15 protein-coding genes and 1 pseudogene are annotated in these 18104 nt (G+C 64.5%); 11 read left to right on the top strand and 5 right to left on the bottom strand.

Going from position 1 to position 18104, the window contains the following annotated elements; all coding sequences use genetic code 11:
- Positions 1 to 7: 7 nt before the first annotated feature.
- From DAAJ005_RS01790 to DAAJ005_RS01775, 4 genes and pseudogenes are all read left to right on the top strand, one after another.
- A complete protein-coding gene (locus tag DAAJ005_RS01790; protein WP_151845602.1) occupies positions 8 to 820 on the top strand; it encodes a CPBP family intramembrane glutamic endopeptidase in 813 nt (270 codons plus the stop codon).
- Positions 821 to 848: 28 nt separating this feature from the next.
- Positions 849 to 1560: pseudogene (locus DAAJ005_RS01785) on the top strand (IS6 family transposase).
- Positions 1561 to 1590: 30 nt separating this feature from the next.
- Positions 1591 to 1920, top strand: a complete 330-nt coding sequence (locus tag DAAJ005_RS01780; protein ID WP_192930702.1) for a hypothetical protein — start codon at positions 1591 to 1593, stop codon at positions 1918 to 1920.
- 2 nt (positions 1921 to 1922) lie between these two features.
- A complete protein-coding gene (locus DAAJ005_RS01775) occupies positions 1923 to 2249 on the top strand; it encodes a hypothetical protein (protein ID WP_151845601.1) in 327 nt (108 codons plus the stop codon).
- A gap of 295 nt (positions 2250 to 2544) precedes the next feature.
- Here the strand turns inward: DAAJ005_RS01775 and DAAJ005_RS01770 are convergent, their stop codons facing one another.
- Genes DAAJ005_RS01770 through DAAJ005_RS01755 form a run of 4 tightly spaced genes read right to left on the bottom strand, consistent with a single transcriptional unit; the run spans position 2545 to position 7299 of the window.
- A complete protein-coding gene (locus tag DAAJ005_RS01770) occupies positions 2545 to 3306 on the bottom strand; it encodes a GntR family transcriptional regulator (protein ID WP_151845600.1) in 762 nt (253 codons plus the stop codon).
- Positions 3303 to 4835, bottom strand: coding sequence for an FGGY-family carbohydrate kinase (locus tag DAAJ005_RS01765; RefSeq protein WP_151845599.1), 1533 nt, complete (start codon positions 4833 to 4835; stop codon positions 3303 to 3305). Before DAAJ005_RS01765 ends, DAAJ005_RS01770 begins: the two co-directional genes overlap by 4 nt.
- Positions 4832 to 6526: an alcohol dehydrogenase catalytic domain-containing protein gene (locus tag DAAJ005_RS01760; RefSeq protein WP_151845598.1), complete on the bottom strand. Its 1695-nt coding sequence runs from the start codon at positions 6524 to 6526 to the stop codon at positions 4832 to 4834. The genes DAAJ005_RS01765 and DAAJ005_RS01760 overlap by 4 nt, the downstream gene beginning before the upstream one ends.
- A complete protein-coding gene (locus DAAJ005_RS01755) occupies positions 6523 to 7299 on the bottom strand; it encodes an SDR family NAD(P)-dependent oxidoreductase (protein ID WP_151845597.1) in 777 nt (258 codons plus the stop codon). Before DAAJ005_RS01755 ends, DAAJ005_RS01760 begins: the two co-directional genes overlap by 4 nt.
- Positions 7300 to 7671: 372 nt before the next feature.
- Between DAAJ005_RS01755 and DAAJ005_RS01750 the strand changes: the two genes are divergently transcribed.
- The 7 genes from DAAJ005_RS01750 (at position 7672) to DAAJ005_RS01720 (ending at position 15512) form a co-directional block, all read left to right on the top strand.
- The gene (locus tag DAAJ005_RS01750; protein ID WP_226342337.1) at positions 7672 to 9465 is read left to right on the top strand and encodes a class I mannose-6-phosphate isomerase; all 1794 of its coding nucleotides are present in this window, start codon (positions 7672 to 7674) and stop codon (positions 9463 to 9465) included.
- A complete protein-coding gene (locus tag DAAJ005_RS01745) occupies positions 9462 to 10619 on the top strand; it encodes an AGE family epimerase/isomerase (protein ID WP_151845596.1) in 1158 nt (385 codons plus the stop codon). The genes DAAJ005_RS01750 and DAAJ005_RS01745 overlap by 4 nt, the downstream gene beginning before the upstream one ends.
- Positions 10616 to 11530 (top strand): ROK family protein, encoded by a 915-nt coding sequence (locus DAAJ005_RS01740; RefSeq protein WP_192930701.1) that lies wholly within the window; start codon positions 10616 to 10618, stop codon positions 11528 to 11530. Before DAAJ005_RS01745 ends, DAAJ005_RS01740 begins: the two co-directional genes overlap by 4 nt.
- A 41-nt stretch (positions 11531 to 11571) precedes the next feature.
- The gene (locus DAAJ005_RS01735; RefSeq protein ID WP_192930700.1) at positions 11572 to 12813 is read left to right on the top strand and encodes an ABC transporter substrate-binding protein; all 1242 of its coding nucleotides are present in this window, start codon (positions 11572 to 11574) and stop codon (positions 12811 to 12813) included.
- 92 nt (positions 12814 to 12905) lie between these two features.
- On the top strand, positions 12906 to 13832 hold the full coding sequence (locus DAAJ005_RS01730) for a carbohydrate ABC transporter permease (protein ID WP_151845593.1): 927 nt from the start codon (positions 12906 to 12908) through the stop codon (positions 13830 to 13832).
- Entirely contained in the window at positions 13829 to 14716 is an 888-nt protein-coding gene (locus tag DAAJ005_RS01725) for a carbohydrate ABC transporter permease (RefSeq protein WP_226342336.1), read from the top strand. Before DAAJ005_RS01730 ends, DAAJ005_RS01725 begins: the two co-directional genes overlap by 4 nt.
- A 16-nt stretch (positions 14717 to 14732) precedes the next feature.
- Complete coding sequence (locus tag DAAJ005_RS01720) at positions 14733 to 15512, top strand: hypothetical protein (protein ID WP_151845592.1); 780 nt, start codon at positions 14733 to 14735, stop codon at positions 15510 to 15512.
- A gap of 1813 nt (positions 15513 to 17325) precedes the next feature.
- On the opposite strand, the gene DAAJ005_RS01710 is transcribed toward DAAJ005_RS01720, so the two are convergent.
- Positions 17326 to 18090, bottom strand: a complete 765-nt coding sequence (locus DAAJ005_RS01710) for a class I SAM-dependent methyltransferase (RefSeq protein ID WP_192930699.1) — start codon at positions 18088 to 18090, stop codon at positions 17326 to 17328.
- Between the last annotated feature and the right edge of the window lie 14 nt (positions 18091 to 18104).

Here is an 18104-nt window from a genome sequence, read left to right as displayed (position 1 = left end):
CTACCGTATGAACAGCATGAACGGCCCACAGCCCACGCTCAAAACCCACGGTTTCGGCGAGCGTCACCCGTACTGGGCCATCGTCCTGACCACGCTGGTGCTGGCCGTCCTGCTGGGTGCAGCCGGGACCGCCCTGTACCTGATGGGTTCGCAGCCCGGCGCGGCGGGCGTCGTGCAACAGGTGCAGCCGGTCATGCTGGTCTATCCATTCTTCACCGGCTGGCTGGCCATGATGTTCTTCACCCGGCGGCAGTGGCGGGGTGTTTCACCCCGTCCATTGCCTCAGTTCAAGGTGGCGCAGTGGAGCCTGTTTCTGGTGCCGTTGCTGGTGGTCATCATCAATCTGTTCAGCCAGCATCCCGCACTGCCGCAGCGCATGGGTTACCTCGTTTCCCTGATCGCTCTGGCTGGACTGGTGGGGTTTGTCGAGGAAGGGCTGTACCGGGGCCTGTTTATGAAATGGCTGCTGCCGCGTGGCGTGGTGACGGCAGTGCTGGTGTCCTCCGTGGCTTTTGCTCTGACCCACGCCCTGAACCTGCTGGGTGGCCAGAGCCTGAGCGCGACGGCCTTACAGATCGCCTTCTCACTGCTGTTCGGCGTGGTGGCCGCCCTGCTGCGCCTGCGGGCCGCCTCGCTGCTGCCCTTAATGCTGTGGCACGCCGCCTTTGATCTGGTCAGCTTTCTGGGCACGGCGAAGCACGAGAATCTGGGGCTGCTGGCCCTGAATATCGCGGTGCTGGCCCTCTATGCAGGTTGGTTGACGGTGGGACAGCCCCGGAACACCACCACCGTTCTCCGCACTCAGGTTGGGTACTCGTAAGCCTGCCAGACTGAACGGCTGATCACTGTTGAGCGGTCAGAAGCTTCCCAGATATCGGTTCCCTCGTGAGGTCATCGGGTACGCCGTGTGGCTATATCACCGGTTTACGCTGAGCTATCGGGATGTTGAAGAACTCCTGCTGGAACGAGGGATCTGCGTCACCCGCGAGTCAATCCGCAGCTGGTGCATCAAGTTCAGCGACATATTCGCCCAGGGTCTGCGCCATCGGGAACCCCGTTGGGGTTCCCGATGGCATCTCGACGTGTAGGCATGTGGACGTGGGCGGCATCACCCACTGGTTGTGGCGGGCGATTGATGAATATGGCATCGTGCTGGACGTTGTCCTTCAGCGGCACCGCGATACTGAGGCAGCCAAGTCCTTCTTTGTCCGCCTCCTGGGTGAGCACGACATTCCAGAGACGGTCCACACTGACAAGCTCTGGAGTTATGGGGCGGCTCTTCGTGAGCTTCCCGTGCTCCACGGTGTGGAGCACGTCCAGGTGGTCTCCACGGCCCGCTGCAATAACCTCGTGGAGCAATCTCACCGTCCCACCCAACGACAAGAGCGCCAGCAACGCGGCTTCAGATCACGACGACGCGCACAGGGATTTCTCGACCTGCACGCCCGCGTTACGAATCTGCACCACCCGGCCCGCTGCACCGTACCAGCTCATCACCGTCGCCACCAACAACAACAGGCGTTCACGCTATGGCGCGAAGTGGTGCGGCTGGCGGCCTAAAGTTCAGGCCGCCAGCGATGCTGAGGCGCTTTGGGCGCTGAGGAAACAACAACTTGCCACAACCTGATCGAGGAGATCCGAACCGTCAACCCGGATCTGAGGGCCTACGCCTTCCTGAACCGTGCCGATCCCCGGGGCAGCGACAACGACGACGCAGCCGAGGCCTTGAAAGACACCGACGCCCTGGAGTATCTGGACACCTCGCTCGGCAACCGCAAGGCGTATTCCAACGCCGCAGCCCAGGGCCTGAGTGTGCTGGAGCTTCACCCGCATGATCCCAAGGCGACACAGGAGTTCGAGCGACTCTACCGGCAGGTGGTGGGCCAGAAGGCACAGGCCGCTGCGAGTGGGGGAGAGTAGGCATGGCGATCTCCCGGGCTCCGAAGCGTGTGGCCGCTGCCGATATTCCCGAGGACCGCGTGCAGGAGATCATTCGGCGCGGCGGTACCGTGGCCGCCGACCTCGACTCCCTCCCTGTGGTGCCGGCTTCCAGTCCGGGCCACGGCGGCGAACCTGCTCCCATCGACGAACTGAAAAACGTACAGTTGCGGGTCTACGAGAGCACCTTGCAGGAGATCGACCGGCTGCGTCATGCCCAGGCCAGAGGGCGTCGACCTGCCTCACGGCATGCCTGGCTCCTTGATGCCGTTGAGGAGAAGCTGGAGCGGGAACGTCGAAAGCAACGTTAAATCAAATGTTGGAAATGGTAGAGCGGTCACCGAACAGTTCCCTGTCTCTACGCGCGCCTTGCATCAACCGGCTCGGCCACAAGCCCTGACGGTAACCTGGAAGGGCGCAGGAGACGGGGACCAGAGAATCCCGCTGGTGCTTTTGATCAGTGCCTGCACGTCTCAGTGTGGATCAGGGAGCCCCACTTCCGCCCCCCGATCACCGGCACCCTCAAACTCTGGCTGAACAGCCCCTCATGTGGGGTCATCGGTTCGGCGAGATGGGTCACCGTGAAGCCAGTCTGGCGCAGCGTGTTCAGGAGGGTGGACACCGTGTAACGCTGGCCTGTGTGCGCGACAGCGTCGCTTCAAAGGCGTACCGGTCTCCCCGGTAGAGCGCTGTCACGAACTCGAAGGGCCGGCCGGCCTGGGTGCGCGTCAGTTTCTTCAGGCGCAGCAGGGCGGTCTGGGGTGGCGCACACAGCATCTGGGTTTCCATGGCGCTGGGGAAGACCGCCTCAATGGTCTGGGTGGCGTCGCCGATCTTCAGGGCGTAGATCTCTTCCAGCAGGCGGTAGATGGAACCGCTGAGGTCCTGCTCGCCCAGGGTGGGAAATTGATCAGCCACCAGAAACATCGTTTCCAGCGCCATCGGCACCCCGTCGGCGAAGCGAAGGCGGTTGACCTGCCAGACCTGTTGGCGGGCGTTGAGATGCAGCACGCCGCGCACCACCTCATCCGGCTTTTGCAGCGACGCGTTGAGGAGCCGCGCGCTCGGCGTCAGGCCGCGCCGCTCCATGTCCTCGGTAAAGGAGGCCAGTTCCACCACATTCTCAATCAGTTTGGGCTGACTGATGAAGCTGCCCGATCCCTGCACGCGCGTCAGGGTGCCCTCGGCTTCCATCTCGCGCAGGGCGTGACGGGCGGTCATGCGGCTGACCTGAAAACGCTCGGCCAGCTCGCGCTCGGAGGGCACCCGGTCACCGGGGTTGAGTTCCCCGCTGAACATCTTTTCGCGGAGATCTCGTTTGACTTGCAGGTAGAGTGGGGAAGCTGCCTCGGGGGCCATACGGCTCATTCTTGACCCCCCTTCCTGGAAAGCGCAAGGGCGGGCGCGGCCCTCAACTCTTCACACAGCCGGGCATACCCGGACAGCCAGCGGTGGTATTCCGTCTCCAGCACGGCGTATTCGCAGTGACGCTCAGGTCTGGGTGTGGCGACGACTTCGGCCTGTACTGCGGCATTGGAAGCGGCACGCAGGTCGTGGTGCAGGCCCAGTCCCTGCGCGGCCACCAGCGCCAGACCGCGCAGGGTCACTTCAGTGCTGGCAGGCGTCAGATACGGGACGTTCAGCACATCGGCCTTGATCCCGTTCCAGAGCATGCTGGCCGCGCCGCCGCCCATGACCCGTACCTGCTGCAAGGGAGGACGCGCCGAGAGCGTGCCGAGCTGCCGTACCGCGCCGCTGAATTCATAGGCCACTGCCTCCAGCAGGGCGCGGTGCAGGTGGGCTGGACGGTGCGCCAGGGTCAGGCCATGCCAGCCGCCCTGCAAGGCGGGCGTGTCCGGGCAGGCGCGGCCCAGCGCATGCGGCGAGAAGTACAGGCCCCGGTTGGGGGGCAGGGCGCTGGCCCGCGCGTCCATCGCCGCGTAATCGCCGCCGCCGAATTCCTCCACGAACCAGCGGTGCGTCAGGCCGCTGCCGTTGATGTACATCAGCGCGTACCAGTCGTCTGGCCCCAGTGGGCTGGCGATGGGTTGCAGCGTGAGGCTGGGATCGGCGGGATAGCCACGCGAATACTGGGTAAAGACGCTGTAGCTTCCGGCAATGTCCAGGGCGAGGGCCGGATCACTCAGGCCCGCGCCCAGAAAGCCCGCCGCCGAGTCGCCCACCCCGGCAAAGATCGGCACCCCGGCCCGCAGCCCGATCTGAGCGGCGGCAGCCCCACTCAGATGACCAACCACGTCGCTGGCCGCCACGATGCGCGGCACCTGGTCCGGCGAGACGCCAAAGGCCGCGAGCAACTCCGCGTCCCAGTCCCGCCGGGCCGTGTGGGCCAGCCCAAACCACGTCAGGTAAGTCGGGTCTATGAAGGCGGCCTCCGCTGTCTGGGCCGAGAGCCGCCCCACGACGTAGCCCGCCAGCGTGGACAGTCTGGCGATCTGCCGCGCCATCTCGGGCTGCTCGCGCTTCCACCAGCGCAGACGCGGCGCACTGATCGGTCTGGCCCCGATGCGCTGGGGCAGCCAGCGCTGCTCCGCGTTCCACACCCCATCCAGATCAGCCTGATAGCGGCGGTCCAGCGTGGAGGGGAACCACGGCGACAGCGCCCCTCCCGCCGCGTCCAGCGCCATCACGCCGCCCATCTGCCCGGAGACGCACAGGGCGGCAATATCGCGCCTGGGCACCTGCTCCACCACCTCGTGCAAGACCCGCAAGGCTCCGGCGTAGATTCCTTCCGCGTTCTGCTCGGCCATCCCCGGCGCGGGCTGGCGCATCGGCGTCGGCGTGGTGGCGAGGGCCAGCACCGTGCCCCCGGTGTCCAGCACGCCCGCCTTGATCACGCTGGTCCCAAGATCCAGGCACAACATCAGCGGGGCGCTCATGGCCGGACCGCCTCCTGCACCTCAGGCCGTGCGAACTGCGCGAACAGGGCTTTCTCGGCGGCCTTCGTCCAGCGGCCCGCGTTGAGATGGGCGTGGACGGTAGGGGCCAGCACCGACAACCCCTCCAACCCCAGCAGCGGCAGGTCCAGCAGCGGCGGATAGACGATGATCTTGCCGGTGTAACGCCCGTCCATCACGGCGGCTAGCCCTTCCCGCGCCGCCCGTAGGCCGCACACTGCCGCAATGACCGATGTGGCGTCCAGCTCACCGCATAGCGTTTTTTGAATCACCCGGCGCTGATCGGCCAGGCTGGAGCCGCTGGTGCCGGTGAACTCGGCGCGGAAGCGGGCGACGTTTCCCAGCGGCAGGCGCAGGGGCTGGCCCTCTGGAATCCCTGCAAAGAGGGCCAGCAGCCCGTCGTGGCGCAGAAAACTGGCCGCGTACTGCATCTCGGTTACGCTGGGAATGTTCACCACCACATCGTCAAACCCGCCCAGCCGCCGCGCTTCTTCCTCCAGAAGGCCCGGCTGCTGTGCGGGGCTGATGAGCCTCAGCGTGAGGCCCCGCTCTGCCGCCCGCCCCGCAAAGGAAGTTTGTAGTTCCAGCAGCCGCGCCGCACCCCGGTTGGTGGCGACGATGGTGCTGGGCGGCGCGGGCAGGCTCAGGGCGCGTTCCAGGTGCATCCGCCCCATCGCCCCGCCCGCACCGTGGATCAGCAGGGTGCCGCCGGGGCGCAAGTCGGATCGGTGTTCACCGTATGCCGCGCCGACGTCTGGTCCGGCCTGACCCACCAGACTGATCGGTTCGTAGTGCAGTCGGCTGGCGTCCACCTGGGTTTCGTAGCGCCGCGCGTTGTCCGCTGAGACGCTCAGATTGAGCAGCCCACCACGCGAGAGGAGCGGCAGGGCAAGTTCGGGCAGCCTATCCGCCGGGTCCAGCAGGATGATGTCGTCGAAGGTCTGTGAACTGCTCAACACGTCTGCCAGTTCGGCTATCCTGACAGCATGGCCCTGCGCGCCCAGCGCTTTCGCATAGCCCCGCGCCGCGCCGCTCAGGACCACCTCGCCGCATGGAAGTTCAGGAAGAACAAACCCCGCCGCACTGTCCCCATGAATCCACAGGCGTCCGCCCTGGAGTGGGTGGAGGCGGCGCCTGGGTTGATAGGCCATCTCCACGCAGGCCCACGGCTCGGTCACGGCCACGTCCGCGAGACTGAGCCGCCCATCCGGGTCTAGCCCATCGACTGGGAAGATGTACGGTCCGTCGTCTCCTTCGAGAACGTCTCTGCCCAGCACGAGATATTCCGTCAGACCGCCGGGCAGCGTCACCCCGAAGCAGCGGCGCTCGCCCCCCACGAAGACGTCGGGTTGCAGGCCCAGCCGCTGACCCACCCGGTACGTTCCGCGCCGCTGCCGGCCTACCTGCATTACGGTCAGCGCGACTTCGTGGCCCAGGCGGGTCGGTTGCGCCGCCAGGTCACGCCCGCGCAGCAGGGGATAGTTGGTACCCAGCCGCAGCATCTTGCCGTCCGAGGCGCACAGCGTCACCGCGTCCACCCGGACGAGCAGCCCATCAGGGCCGGGGGTGGGAATGGCCTCCGACACGGGCTGTCCGCCGATGCCCACGCCGTCCAAACCGTCGCCGGAAAACGGCCATGAGAGCATCTGGCCCTTCACATCAATACCAGTCACGAGGACACCAGCACCCCGCCGTCCACGGCAATCGCCTGTCCAGTAATCAGGCGGCTGCCTTTAGAGGTTAGAAATTCCGCCAGGGCATTCAGGTCTTCCACGGTGGTCAGCTCATGCATGGGAATCTTCGCGGCGCGTTCGGCCAGGTACGCCTCGCGGGTGATGCCGCGCTCGCCCGCCGTTTTCTCGGCATATTCGAGCTGCATGGGGGTCAGGGTCACGCCGGGGCAGATGGCGTTCACCGTGATGCCGGACTCGGCCAGCAGCAGCGCGAGGCAGCGGCTGTACATCACCACCGCCGCCTTGGTGACGCGGTAGGGAATGACGTGCGCCCCGGCCCGGAACCCGTTGTAAGAGGCCGTGGTCAGGATACGGCCCTGTTTGCGCGCCATCATGCTGGGAATAAAGGCCCGGCAGGTGTACGCCACGCCCTTGACGTTCACGTCCAGCGACAGGTCCCAGTCGGCAGGCTGCACCTCAAAATAATCGGCGGGACTCAGGACCCCGGCATTGGCGAAGACCACATCCACCTGCCCGAAGGCGTCCAGCACCTGCGCCGCGACGCTCTGGGTGGCGGCGAAGTCGCTCACGTCCAGCGCGAAGTCGAGGGCCTGCCCGCCCGCCGTGCGGATGTCCTGCGCCGTCGTCTCGGCGGCCTGTCCATTCAGGTCCGCCACCGCCACCCCGTAGCCCAGCCCCGCGAAATGCAGGGCAAAGGCCCGCCCGATGCCGCTGCCGCCCCCCGTGACGAAGATGAATTCACCATTCCCCATATCTCTCCTGGAGCTGAATCTTTTCAGCGAGTTGCCTGCCGCTTTGCCAGACCTGCCTGCGTATCTTGGTCTATACCATTTTGAGTCGAACTGACTGTAGCAGTCAGCGGGAGAGAGGGTCAAATATGCATCTGCTCTGGTTCCACTGCACACCTCTCCTTGGCGTTCTGAAAGAGCTGGCCAGTTGGTACTTCTTTCTTTTTTCCCGAAAAACGTAGGCCCCTTGAGTGAGTCTTGACGAATTTGGAAGAAACTGTTAGGCTCCAGAAATCAAAAATGGTATAGACCAAACTCTCCAATAGTGGGGTGATCAGAGACTCCGGGCAGTTTTGCCTATGCCACATCGTTTTCCTCACTTGCTCCGAGGTCGATATGACTATTCAACTGGACGGCCCCGCCAGCGACATGGCCCAGCGCCTACCTTCCAACTACGACAAGTTCCCGAAGATTGCCGTTGCTGGCCAGCAAGCGTGGCGGGGCTGGCCTGCTGTCCTGTCCGAGCTGCGGTACAGGGCTGAGCAGCAAGCGGGCGTCCCTTTGATCGTGGTGGACTGCTACCCCGGCACCGATCTGGACGAACTCCAGGCCGCTGCCGCCCAGCAGTGGCCCGACTGCGAACTGATCAACGCCGAGGACGCAGTTTTGGACAGCGCCGCGCTCGGCGCCCTGCTGGAGCGCTTCCTGACCCCTGACCGGGTGCTGGGTGTGATGTCGCCGCATGCGTTGCGCGAGTTCTACGACGCCGACAACCTGGCGGCCCTCGCCGCGCGGCTGGCCCGACGCACCCGACCCACGCTGGTTTACGGCTGGGGCGCGGCGCTGGCGGCCCCGGAACCCACAGTGCTGGCGCTGGCCGATCTGGCCCGCTGGGAAATTCAGGTGCGGCTGCGGCGCGGTCAGGGCAACTGGCACGCGGGCAACGGCGGCGAGGACATCCTCCGCAAGTACAAACGCGGCTTTTTCGTGGAGTGGCGGGTGGCGGACCGACACAAACTGAGCCTGACTGGCCAGATGGACTTTTATCTGGAGACCAACACGGCGGGCCAGCCGATGATGATCGCGCGCAGCAGTTATGAGGCCAGCCTGAACGCCGCCGCCTCGCGCCCATTCCGCACGGTGCCGTTCTTTGATCCCGGCGTGTGGGGCGGGCAATGGCTCAGGGAAGTCTGTGATCTGGACCGGGGTGCGGAGAACTTCGCCTGGGGTTTTGACGGCGTGCCGGAAGAGAATAGCCTGCTGTTTGATTACGGCGACCAGGACGGTAGGCCACTGGAAATGCCCGCCCAGAATCTGGTGCTGGAGCGGCCCCGTGACCTGCTGGGTGAGATCACATACTCCCGCTTCGGTGCGGAGTTCCCGATCCGCTTTGACTTTCTGGACACCGTGGGGGGCGGCAACCTCTCGCTGCAAGTCCATCCGCTGACCGCCTACATCCAGCAGCATTTCGGGATGTCTTACACGCAAGACGAGAGTTATTACCTGCTGGACGCGGACGAGACGGCGCTGATATATCTGGGCGTGAAAAACGGTGTGGACAGGCAGCAGATGCTCACTGATCTGCAAGACGCGCAGCAGACTGGACACTTTGATGCCGGGCGCTACGTCAACGCCCTGCCCGCCCACAAGCATGATCATTTCTCCATTCCGGCAGGCACGGTCCACTGTTCCGGCAGCGGCGCGATGGTGCTGGAAATCTCGGCCACGCCGTACATCTTCACCTTCAAGCTGTGGGACTGGGGCCGCCTCGGCCTGGACGGGCAGCCGCGCCCGATTCACCTCCAGCACGGGGCGGCCAATATCCAGTGGGACCGCGACGCCGACTGGGTGGAGAAAAACCTGCTGCACCTGACCCAGCCTGTTGGCAGCGGTGAGGGCTGGCGCGAAGAAAGCACCGGCATGAGCGAGCTGGAATTCATTGAGACCCGCCGCCACTGGTTCAGTGTGCCGGTGCATCACGACACCCACGGCACCGTGAACATCCTCAATCTGGTCGAGGGCCGTGAAGCAGTGGTGGAAAGCCCCACGGGTGCCTTCGAACCGTTCACGGTGCATTACGCCGAGACGTTTATCGTCCCTGCCGCTGTCGGACAGTACGTCATCCGGCCCACCGTGGAAGGTCAGGAACTCGCCACCATCAAAGCCTACGTGCGCGGAACTGGGCGGTGAACACCTCTGCCCTCGCCCCGCTGCGCCCGCAGGTGGAGGCATTTCTGTCCTCCGCCCTGCCGCTGTGGTTCGGGGAGGGTCTGGACGAGGGGCAGGGCATGTTCGTGGAAGCGCTGAGCTTTGACGGTCAACCCCTACGCGAACTGCCGCGCCGCGCCCGTGTGCAGGCCCGTCAGCTCTACGTGCTGGGACTGGCCTATGAACGGGGAGAATTTGTCGGGTCTGCCCAGCACCACGCCGAACTGATGGAACGTGTCATGGAGTCGGTGACGCGCCTCTACGGCGCACCGGGCGGCGGCTTTTATACCCTGGTGGGCGCCGAAGGTCAGGTGCTGGACGCGGAGCGCGTGCTGTATGACCAGGCTTTTTACCTGATGGCCCTGGCCTGGCTTTACCACGTGACGGGCAAGGCGACTTACCGGAACGATGCCGGGCGGCTGTGGGCCTTCATTGAAACGCTGCGTGACCCGCACAATGGCGGCTTCCAGCTCAGCGACACGCCGAAACCTGTTCCCCGCCAGCAGAACCCGCACATGCACCTGTTTGAAGCCTGCCTGCTGTGCGCCGAACTGCTGGGCAAGGTGCCCTGGCTGGCGCGGGCCGACGAACTTTATACGCTGTTTCAGACGCGCTTTCTGGACACCACGACTGGCCCACAGCCTTTCTTGCGCGAGTTCTTCACAGCGGACTGGCAGCCTGATCCGGCATGTGGCGATCATCTGGACCCCGGCCACCACTACGAGTGGACCTGGCTGTTGGGCCGGTACCGCGTGCTGGGCGGCGCGGCGGTGCCCGAATTGCCGCTGCTTTACACGGTGGCCCGCACCTGGGGGACGGACCGCGATGGTCTGGCCTACGACGAGATTGGGCCGCAAGGCCGTGAACTGCGCTCCACCAAACGGCTGTGGGTGCAGTGCGAGGTTCTCAAGGGCCACCTGGCCTACGGACGCTGGAGTGGCGACTCGGAAGCTCTGGAACGCGCCGGGCATGTTCTCCAGGGCATCCTGACCCATTACCTGACACCACAGGGGACGTGGGCGGATCAGTTGTCACGGGACCGCCGGAATATCAGCGAACATTCGCCGTCCAGCACGCTGTATCACCTCTACGTGGCACTGAACGAGGCCTTGCCCGTACTGGCGGCAACACCGTGACTTTCCCAACCGTGACTTTCGCAGGCGCGGTGCTGGCATTGGACATCGGCGGCACGCATATCACGGCGGCCAGCGTCAATGCCAGCGGGCTGGGGTCACAGGTTCGTCTCCCGGTCAACGGCGAGGCGAGCGCCCCGGAAATTCTGGACACCTGGGCGGAGGCGGCGCTGCTGGGTGCGGGACAGACGCCAGTTGCGGCGGTGGGCGTCTCAGTTCCCGGTCCCTTTGATTACGCTGGAGGCACTGCGCACTTCGAACACAAGCTGCACGCGTTGACGGGTCTAAACATCAGCGCAGCATTGCGAAAACGCTGGATTGGCACGCCGCTGGACGGCCTGCCCATCTCGTATCTCAACGACGCGGTGGCCTTCGCGCTGGGCGAGTTCACCGTCCGTCAGGGGCGCGGCGTCCACCGTCTGCTGGGCTTGACCCTGGGCACTGGCCTGGGCAGCGGCTTTATCGTGGATGGCCACCCAGGCACGGCGGAAGAGGGCGTATCTTCAGGCGGCGAGGTCTGGCAACTGCCCTTTCGCGGCGGCGTCGCCGAGGACTTCACCTGCGCGCCTGCCCTGCGGCGTGCCTATCAGGCCCTGAGCGGTGAGGACCTGGACGCCCGGCAGATTGCTCAGCTTGCGGAAACGGGCGACGATCGCGCCCGGCAGGTCTACCAGGACCTCGGACGCGATCTGGCCGCTGCACTCTCTCCCTGCGTGCAAGCCTTTCGGCCTGATCTGATCGTCCTCGGCGGTCAGGTGTCCCGCGCGTGGGCGCATTTTGAAATGCCGCTGCGGGCTGGACTCAGGCCCTTCAAGGTCGCGTGCAGTTCCTTGCTGGACGAGGCCAACCTGCTGGGCGCGGCGGCGCTGTACCGGCCCATGCTGGGGCTGAGTCCACCGCTGGACGCCCGGTGATGTCCACGTAGCCCACACCTTTTTCCTCAATGGAGGTTTTTATGATCAAGCTCACGAAGTCGTTTCCGCTGGTTCTGACCCTCGCCCTCTCGGTGGCCGCTGCACAGACGCTCGAGCTTTACAACGATAAACCCGACTGGAACAGCAACTACACCAAGGTTGGCGATCTGGGCGCCAAGAGCGGCGCGGGCTTCAAAGGGGTGACCTTCGCCGATCCCAGTACTTATCAGGCCGCCGTGCGGACCTCGCTGAGTACCAGCAAAGCGCCAGCGATGTTTACCTGGTGGTCCGGCTACCGCATGAAAGACCTCGTTGAGTCCGGCACCCTTCAGGACCTGACGCCCATCTGGCAGAAGTACCAGAAGGCCGGGGAGTACGGCTCGGACCTGGCCAAGGCGTTCACCTTTGACGGCAAGATTTACGCGCTGCCCAACAACGTGGCGTACTGGGCCGTGTTCTACAACAAAAAAGCCTACAAGGACGCTGGGATTACCCCGCCCACCACCTGGGCGCAACTGGAGTCCAACAACGCCAAGCTCAAGGCCAGGGGCGTGACCGCTTTCGGGCAATCCGTGGAGGACCGCTGGCCGGCCTTCATCTGGTTCGAGGAATTCCTGACCCGCCAGGACCCGGACCTGTACGAGCGGCTGATGGTGGGCAAGGCCAAGTACACCGATCCGGGGGTCACCAAGGTGTTCACCACCTGGAAGAGCTGGATGGATAAGGGTTACTTCACGCCCGCCAGCACGGGCTTCGGCTCGGGCGGGACCAACGGCATGGCCAAGCTGTTCGCCCAGGGTAAGCTCGCCAACATCCTGGCCGGTGACTGGTATACCGCCACCATCGCCGGGACAGGCCTGAAGCCCGGTGAGGACTACGGCGTGTTCATCCTGCCCACCATGAATGCCAAAGCCAAGCCGGTCATCATCTACGAAGCCAGCCCGTTGATCGTCTCCAAGAACGCCGTCAACAAGGCGCAGGCCCTGAAAGTCGCCGACTTCTGGATGTCGGCCAAGGCCCAGACGCTGTGGAGCAACCTGCAAAGCTTCACGCCGGTGAACAACGAGGTGACGGTGGACAATCCCGTGACCAAGGAGCTGACCAGCGCGCTGAGCAAAAGCAAGCCGAGATTGATCAACCGCATCTGGGAAGCCACCCCCACCGAGATCATCGAACCCGGCGTGGACGAGCTGAGCAAATTCATGCTCGATCCCAGCACCCAGTCGCAGGTCCAGGCCAATCTCCAGAAGCTGGCCGACGCGTACTGGAACAAGCAGAAGTAAGCGGGCGTTGAGGCTACCCTTTTCGCCTCAGAAAGAAGGCGCTGCGGCAGCGTGGCGTCTTTTTAACGTTTTTCAAAGGAGCCTGACCGATCATGACCGTGACCCAGCAGGGCCGTACCCCGGCCAGACGCGCGTCTGCCAGATGTTCCACAGCCGCTTCGCTGACCCCGTACCTCTTTGTTCTGCCAGCGGTCTTCTTCGTGGTGGTCTTTTTGCTCGCCCCCATGCTGTACACCTTCTGGCAGAGCTTTACCGACGCCGATGGCCTGCGGACGCCCAACTTCGTGGGCCTCAGGAATTACGCGGAGCTGTTCACCAGTTCCAATTTTACCCTCTCCCTTCGCAACACGCTGATCTGGGTGGTGGCGTCGGTGGTGCTGCCCGTGAGCCTGGCCTTTGCAATGGCACTGGCCCTGGAACGCGTGGTGGGCGGCAATTTCTTCCGCACCGCGCTGTATCTGCCGTCCACCCTGGCGGCGGCGGCGGCGGGCGTGCTGTTCAGCTTTATCTTCGATCCCACCAGCGGCGTGCTGAATGCGGCGCTGGGCGCTCTGGGCTTCGACTCGCTGAGCCAGACCGAATGGCTCTTCCGCTCGCCGCTCAACACCTGGTCCATGATCGCCACGTACACCTGGCAAAGTGTGGGGGCCAACCTGATGATCTTCCTGATCGGCCTGCAAAGCCTGCCGCGCGAGCCGCTGGAGGCCGCCAAGATCGACGGGGCCAGCGGCCTGAAATTCACCCGCCTGATTACCTTGCCGCTGATGACGCCCTACGTCACCATCGCGTCATTGATGGCGGCGGTCAACGGCTTCAAGGTCTTTGACCTGATCTGGGTGATGACCCAGGGCGGCCCGGCCCGCAGCAGCGAAACGCTGGTCGTCACCATGTACCGCGAGGGCTTCATCCTCTTTCACCAGGGTGTGAGTGCGGCCATCGCCGTGGTCATCTCGCTGATCGCCCTGGCCTTCTCGTACTTCTACCTGCGCAACGTCATGGACAAGGAGAGCCACGTATGACCACAGCTTCTGGCGGTTTCACTCCTCCCAACGCGGGCAAATCGGCGCGGGCGCGCAAGGAGCGCACGCGCATGGTGGTGGGCGGGGTGCTGGGGGGCATCATCTGCGTGTTCTGGCTGCTGCCGCTGCTGCTGGTGTTCATGAACGCCTTCAAGGACAAGCGCGAATACAACATGGGCGAGAGCTGGCAACTGCCGCAGGGCTTTCACCTGTGGGAGAACCTGCAAAACGCCTGGGCGCAGGGCCTGGGCAGCGGCTTTGTCAATAGCCTGAGCTACGGCCTGGTGGGTTCGGCGGGAGCCATTCTGCTGGCGTCGCTGGCCGCCTTCGGCATCGTGCGGCTGAAGCTGCCGCGCGGGCTGTGGTGGTTTTTGCTGATCTATTCCGGCACCGTCTTCCCATTTCAGGTCTACCTGATTCCGCTGTTCAAGGCGTACACCAGTTTCGGCCTGTACGACACCTGGGTGGGCATGGTGCTCTTCTATATCGCCATCTGCATTCCGTTTTGCACCTTCGTGATGCGCGGCTTTTTCGTCTCGATGCCGTGGGATTTTCAGGAGGCGGCCCGGCTGGACGGCTGCAACGACTGGATGATTTTCTGGAAGATCATGCTTCCGCTGACCCGCGCCCCGATGTTGGTACTGCTGCTGTTTCAGTTCACCTGGATCTGGAATGATCTGCTGTTCGGCCTGGTGCTGAGCAAGTCCGACAACGTGCGCCCGATCATGCCCACCCTGGCCGGAATGCAGGGCCTCTACGCGGGCAGCGACGGCCCCACGTTGATCGCGGCGGTCATGATCGCCAGCCTGCCCACCCTGCTGCTGTTCCTGTTGCTGCGGCCCTACTTCATGCAGGGGCTGAGGCTGAGCAGCGTGGGCGACTGAAGGGGACGGTCCCAGTATGGTCGACGAACTCTGGCTGATCCACCACTCGCACACCGACATCGGCTTTACTCAGCCGCAGCGCATCGTTTTTGAGCTGCACAACCAGTTCATTGATCAGGCACTGGACCTCATGGACCAGACCGCCGATCTGCCAGACGACGCCCGTTTTCGCTGGACCTGCGAGAGTGCCGGGATCGTCTGGCGCTGGTGGGCGCAGGCCGGAGCAAAGCAGCAGCGGCGTTTTCTGGCTGCCGTGCAAGCTGGAACTCTGGACGTGGCGGCCTTTCGCTGGAACATGACGCCGCTGGCCGATCACGCGCTGTTCGCCCAGCAACTTCAGGAGGCCGGGTGGCTGCGTGCTGAGGGCGTTCCCATTCGCAGCGCCATGCAGAGCGATATCAATGGCCTGCCGTGGGGAACCGTGCGGCTGCTGCTGGATCACGGCATCGACGGCTTCTCGATGGCGATCAACGAACACTTTGGGCGGGCCGTCACGCCGCGCCCCGGCGCATTCTGGTGGGCCTCACCGGACGGAGAGAAACTCCTGACGTACAACGGCCCCCATTACCATTCCACCCCCAACCGGGCTATGCGGCTGGGCGGGGAGAGCAGTGTGGAGGAGGCCATCCCCGCCTGGAGAAGCTGGAGGCCTACGGCTACGCCCTGCCGGTGCTGGGCGTGCAGCCCACCAACATCTATTTCTCGGACAACGACTCGCCGGATCTTCATCTCTCTGGGTTCGTGCAGCGCTGGAACGAGAGCGGTCAGCCCGTCCGCCTGCGACTCTGCACGCTGACGCAGTATTTCGATCGGCTGCGTCAGGAGGCGCTGGACACGCTGCCCACCCTCAGCGGTGACTGGACGGACTGGTGGAATTTCGGGTCCGGCAGCACCGCCCGCGAGACCCGCCTGCAGATGCAGGGGCAGCGCGATTTGCAGGTGGCGCGGCAACTCCAGGGCTGGTCCGCGTCGCCTGATCCAGGCTTAGGGCGAGCCGCCCAGCTCGCGCAGGAGGCGGGAGACGCGCTGAGCCTGTACGCCGAACACACCTGGGGGGCCGCCACGCCCAGCAGTGACGAGACGGCCATCCAGCTCAGCCACAAGCTCAACTACGCTTACGAGGGTGCGACCCTGGCCCGCTCCCTCAAGCGGGACGCCCTGCTAAAGCTGGCGCGGCAACTTCCCAGTGATGGGCCGAGCCTGCTGGTGTACAACGCCAATCCATTTCCAGTGTCAGCCATGCTGCGGGTGCCAGAGAACCTGGAGCGCTATGCCCCTGATCTCCCGCATCTGGCGCAGCGGTTCGACGTGGAATGGAACGGACGCCGGGGAAAGGAGCGCTGGGTGGGGCCGCTGGAACTGCCCGGTCTGGGCCACCTGAGCGTGCCGTTAAAGCAGTTGGCCGCTTCCTCGGAAGACCTGACCCAGACCGAACATACCCTCGGCAATGGGCAGGTCACGGCCACTTTTGACCCGCAGGCGGGCGGCCTGACTTCACTGCTCTGCCAGGGCCGGGAGTTTGTTCGCGCCGGGGAGCGCCTGGGTCAGGTGGTGCTGGAATGGCCCACGGAGGGCCGCCGGAATGCCATCTTTGGCCCGCCGCAATGGGAAGAGTTCGACATGCATGCGGCCTGGCATCACGGTTGGGAGGCCGGCCGGGAAAGTGCCACTGTCCTGGGCAGCCAGGGCCAGACCGTGCCCGGCGCTGCCGTGTATGAGCAGCAACTCCAACTCGCCAATGGAGAGTCGGCCAGTGTGCGCTACTGGCTGCACCCCCACGAGACGGCGCTTCACATCCGCGTAATCCTGAACCTCCAGCCCGACGTGACGCCGCGTGCCACCTACCTGCACCTGCCGTTGGCCCTGTCAGATGCGGCCCGCACCCACTTTGAAACGGCGGGCGCGGCGGTGGAGTTTGACCGTGAGCAATTGCCTGGCAGCAGCCGCCATTACGTCACCACGCTGGACTGGCTGCGCATGCAGGACGGGGAGGCGGGCGTGACCGTCGCCACGCCCGACGCGCCGCTGTGGCAAATCGGTGGCTACACCTTCGGGCGATTTGCCGGAGAGAAAGCTGCCCCATACCGCGCCACCCTGAACGCCTGGCTGACCAACAATTACTGGGACACCAATTTCATGGCGGATCAGGCCGGGGAGCTGCGTTTCGAGTTCACGCTGGAACTGCACGCTGCCGAAAATCTGGTGAACAGTGCAAAGCGTGCCTTGAAGCATGTCTACAAACCTGAAATTCAGCCCTTCGACAGCGCTGAAAGTGGGGAACTGGCCGCACAACTGCTCGACCTTGATCCTGACGGAGTACGGGTGGTGGGTGCTGAGCTTGATGGGGCGAAGCACACGCTCACCCTGAGTCTGCTCAATCTCACAGCGGAGCGCCGCACGGTCCGCATCGGGCACGGTCACCTGAAAGTGCGTGGGGCGGTTCTAACCACGCTGGCTGGAGAGGTCATCGCCAGCACTGGGTCTCAGGCTCTTGAACTGCACGTTGAGGGGCGCTGGTGGGGATTTCTGGTTATCAGTTACTCATAAGTGACCCCAGCCGAGCCGTTTGCGCAAACGATCAACTCCGAGTGGAGTTTCCGTCTTGAAAGTCAGGCCGGTCCCGTCTTCCGCACCTCGACCACCAGGACCCTGGGCACCCGGCTGAACAGGCCCTCATCCGGGGTGACCGGTTCGGCGAGATGGGTCACCTTGAAGCCAGTCTGGCGTAGCGTGTTCAAGAGGGTCGACAGGGTGCAGTGATGCGCCCCGAAGTGGTCGCGCAGCCCCGCGTTCCCGGACTGCCAGGGCCGTTCGCGGTGGTAGTTGCGAATCAGGTAGCCGAGGCGCTCCTCGCCCTCGGTCAGGAACTGTGGGCCGCTCTCCTCGTCGAACGGAGCTTCGAAGCAGGGATGCAGGCAGGAGAACATCAGGGTCCCGCCGGGCACCAGCACGCGCCAGATGGCCTGAAAGAAACGCTCGTGATCGGGAATGTCCATCAGGGCGAGGCAGGACACCGCCACGTCCACGGACGCGCTGCCTACCGTGGCGAGTGTTTGCGCGTCGTCCAGCCGGTACGCGTGGCCCGGCGAGGCGTTGCGCTGCCTGGCGTATTCCAGCAGGTTGACCGAGATGTCCACGCCGGTGATCTGCCCAGGCCCGAAGTGGGCCAGCCGACGGCCGAGATGGCCCTCGCCGCAGGCCACGTCGAGGACGGTCTGGCCTGCTATCCGCCCGGCGAGGCGCTGATCGAAGACCTCCAGCATGGCGGTCCAGAACCCGTCTGGCACCGAGAGCATCTCGTCGACGAGCCGCACGTACCATTCGGTGAATTCGTCGTATCTGGCGGTGGGCAGGGAAGGAAGAGAGATAAGCATCGAACTCCTTGTGG

It is taken from the genome of Deinococcus sp. AJ005 (genome assembly GCF_009017495.1).
Classification (GTDB): Bacteria; Deinococcota; Deinococci; order Deinococcales; family Deinococcaceae; genus Deinococcus.
The sequence above is the reverse complement of the archived record's forward strand: the minus strand, read 5'-3'. Positions and strand labels throughout refer to the sequence as shown.

Bases quoted from the DNA above. Each gene is read 5' to 3' on its own strand.
- DAAJ005_RS01790 (WP_151845602.1), top strand. From the start codon at position 8: ATGAACAGCATGAACGGCCCACAGCCCACGCTCAAAACCCACGGTTTC.
- DAAJ005_RS01775 (WP_151845601.1), top strand. From the start codon at position 1,923: ATGGCGATCTCCCGGGCTCCGAAGCGTGTGGCCGCTGCCGATATTCCC.
- DAAJ005_RS01770 (WP_151845600.1), bottom strand. From the start codon at position 3,306: ATGAGCCGTATGGCCCCCGAGGCAGCTTCCCCACTCTACCTGCAAGTC.
- DAAJ005_RS01765 (WP_151845599.1), bottom strand. From the start codon at position 4,835: ATGAGCGCCCCGCTGATGTTGTGCCTGGATCTTGGGACCAGCGTGATC.
- DAAJ005_RS01755 (WP_151845597.1), bottom strand. From the start codon at position 7,299: ATGGGGAATGGTGAATTCATCTTCGTCACGGGGGGCGGCAGCGGCATC.
- DAAJ005_RS01750 (WP_226342337.1), top strand. From the start codon at position 7,672: ATGACTATTCAACTGGACGGCCCCGCCAGCGACATGGCCCAGCGCCTA.
- DAAJ005_RS01735 (WP_192930700.1), top strand. From the start codon at position 11,572: ATGATCAAGCTCACGAAGTCGTTTCCGCTGGTTCTGACCCTCGCCCTC.
- DAAJ005_RS01730 (WP_151845593.1), top strand. From the start codon at position 12,906: ATGACCGTGACCCAGCAGGGCCGTACCCCGGCCAGACGCGCGTCTGCC.
- DAAJ005_RS01725 (WP_226342336.1), top strand. From the start codon at position 13,829: ATGACCACAGCTTCTGGCGGTTTCACTCCTCCCAACGCGGGCAAATCG.
- DAAJ005_RS01720 (WP_151845592.1), top strand. From the start codon at position 14,733: ATGGTCGACGAACTCTGGCTGATCCACCACTCGCACACCGACATCGGC.
- DAAJ005_RS01710 (WP_192930699.1), bottom strand. From the start codon at position 18,090: ATGCTTATCTCTCTTCCTTCCCTGCCCACCGCCAGATACGACGAATTC.